This window comes from Pseudomonas sp. RW407 (genome assembly GCF_003176655.1).
Classification (GTDB): Bacteria; Pseudomonadota; Gammaproteobacteria; order Pseudomonadales; family Pseudomonadaceae; genus Pseudomonas; species Pseudomonas delhiensis.
On record NZ_QGSL01000106.1, the window covers coordinates 479,390 to 481,804 of the forward strand.

General features: G+C 70.4%; 2 protein-coding genes. Both read right to left on the minus strand.

Features of this window, described 5'->3' with window-relative positions:
* Window positions 1-61: 61 nt before the first annotated feature.
* A complete protein-coding gene (locus tag DK254_RS19005; RefSeq protein WP_109935021.1) occupies window positions 62-703 on the minus strand; it encodes an oxidoreductase in 642 nt (213 codons plus the stop codon).
* Window positions 704-745: 42 nt separating this feature from the next.
* Window positions 746-2,260 carry a C13 family peptidase gene (locus tag DK254_RS19010; protein WP_109935022.1) on the minus strand — a complete coding sequence of 505 codons (1,515 nt, stop codon included), beginning with the start codon at window positions 2,258-2,260 and terminating at the stop codon, window positions 746-748.
* Window positions 2,261-2,415: the final 155 nt, after the last annotated feature.

The following is a 2,415-nucleotide window of genomic DNA, read 5'->3' on the forward strand; positions in this document are numbered from 1 at the left end:
GCTTGTAGCTCTTCGCTTGCAGCTTGCAGCTTGCAGCCTGCCGCTTGCAGCCGCTCTATTTCTATTTCCCGAGCCTGCGCAACTCATCCGACTCGACGAAACGCACGCCCTTGCCGGTCTCCAGGGCCAGGCGCCAGAGGGCGCGGGCCAGGGCGCAGGCTTCGATGCCGTGGAGCTTGCCGGGGAGGATGCGGGCGAAGGGCGCGGCGAGCAGTTCGGCCAGGCGGATTTCCTCGCGCTGGCCCAGCAGCAGGGAGGGGCGGGCGATGGTCAGTTGTGGCCAGCCCTGTTTCTGCAGGGCCTCTTCCAGCTCGCCCTTGACGCGGTTGTAGAACAGCGAGGACTTGCTGTCCGCGCCCAGCGCGCTGACCACCACGTAGTGCCGCGCGCCGAGCCCGAGGGCGTGCTCGCCCAGGGCCAGCGGCAGGTCGTGGTCCACCGCCTTGAAGGCCGCTTCCGAGCCGGCCTCCTTGAGGGTGGTGCCCAGGCAGCAGAACACCGTGTCCACCGGCCCTGCCAGGTTGGGGATGAGTTCGGCCAATGGGCCTATGGGGTTCTCCAGGCGCGGGTGGGCGGCCAGTGGCCGGCGGGTCGGCGCCAGCACGCGCTTGACCGTCGGCTCGCTGAGCATGCGGTCGAGCAGGTGCTCGCCGGTGAGGCCGGTGGCGCCGGCGAGAAGGACATGCGTCGGTGTTGAATACATCCTGGTTTCTCCGCTGACACAGTTACAAGCGTAGTTGCCGGGCTAACGTTTTTCCTGCACGTGCCCCGCATCGGCGCTCAGGGCCCGGCTGGCCTGGCCTGCGCGCAAGGTGTTCCAGCGCTGCAGGACGGCCGGTGGCGCCCACAGCTGCGGTTCGGAGGCGTCGAAGCCGTCCTCCGCCTCGCGCCGGGCGACCTCGGCGCTGGCCTGCTGGAAAGCCTGCTGCAGGTCGTCGGTGGCGTTCAAGGCGTTGGCGAACAGGGCCTGGCCGAAATAGGTGAAGTCCGCTTCCTCGGAACAGCCGAAGGACACCCGGTCGCTGCGCGCCGCCGTCATGACCAGCGTCCTGTCGTCCTTCAGGGGGTCGATGAAGCCGCCGCTGTAGCAGGCCGAGATCACCAGCACCTTGTAGCGGTCCTTCAGCGGCGCGAGCAGTTCGGCGAGGTCGGCGGCGGGCAGGTTGTCCAGGCGGATGCCGGGCATGTCGAGGACCAGTTGGTGGTCGTGGCTGCCGTGGCTGGTCAGGTAGATGAACACCAGGTCTTCCGGGCCGCTGCTGCGCGCCAGGGCGCGGACCGCCCGCGCCAGGCTCTCGCGGGTGGCCATGGGGCGGTCGTCGGCGTGGTTGCGGTTGTTCACCAGGGTGACCACGCCGCGCGCGCCGAAGCGCTGGCCGAGCAGGCGGGCGACGTAGTCGGCCTCGCGCAGGAACACGCTCTGCTTGCCGTCGCCGCCCACGCTCAGGGCGTACAGCTCCACCTGCGGCGTGGAGGGCGGCAGCGCGGCCAGGGCGCGGTCGAGCAGGCGGCCCTGTTCCAGCAGGCCGACCTCCACCGGGTTGGGCAGGCGCCGGCCCTGTTCGTCGCGGCGCAGCAGGCCGTTGCTCCAGGTGCCGGCCTGCAGGCGCCCGTCGGCGCCGCGCAGGCTGCCCTTGCCGGCGAACTTGCCGTCGGCGAACTGGCCGCGGTAGACCTGGCCGTCGGCCTGGGTCAGCACGCCTTCGCCGGCGAAGCGCCAGTCCTTGAAGCCGCCTTCGTAGCGGCTGCCGTCGCGGCCCTCGTACTTGCCCGGGCCGTTCAGCGCGCCCTGGCTGAACTGGCCGCTCCACACGTCGCCGTCGGCGTTGACGAAACGCCCCTGGCCACTGAACTCGGTGTTCTCGAAGCCGCCCTCGTAGCGGTCGCCGTCGGCGTCGCTGAAGCTGCCCTTGCCGCGCAGCTGGCCGTTCTCGAAGGTGCCCGCGTACTCGTTGCCCTGGCCGTCGTCCAGCTGGCCCTGGCCATGGTAGAGGCCTTCGCGGAAACCGCCCTGGTAGTGGCTGCCGTCGGCGCCGTGCCATTCGCCCTGGCCGTCGAACAGGCCCTGGGCGAAGCGGCCCTGGTACCAGGCGCCGTTGCCGTATTCCAGGCGCCCTTCGCCGTGCAGGCGGCCCTCGACGAGGACGCCGTGGTAGCGCGCACCGTCGGGCAGCACCAGGTCGGCCGGGGGCTGGGCGGGGCCCTGGTCGCAGGCGGCGAGGGCCAGGATCAGGGCGAGGAGGGGAAGGTGCAGGCGCATGCGGCAGGGTCGGTCACGGCGGTTTTGCACCAGTGTGACGCAAAAAAGCCCGCGGGCGCGTAATGCTGTTCACTTAAGCGGAGCAGCATTGCGGTTCACCGGATAGCGGGTCTTCGAAATCTTCACCGCCCTTGGTCTTGCCGGCCTTGGGCGGC

What these genes read in the sequence shown, in the direction of transcription:
- DK254_RS19005 (WP_109935021.1), bottom strand. Translation starts at nt 703, where the DNA reads ATGTATTCAACACCGACGCATGTCCTTCTCGCCGGCGCCACCGGCCTC.
- DK254_RS19010 (WP_109935022.1), bottom strand. Translation starts at nt 2,260, where the DNA reads ATGCGCCTGCACCTTCCCCTCCTCGCCCTGATCCTGGCCCTCGCCGCC.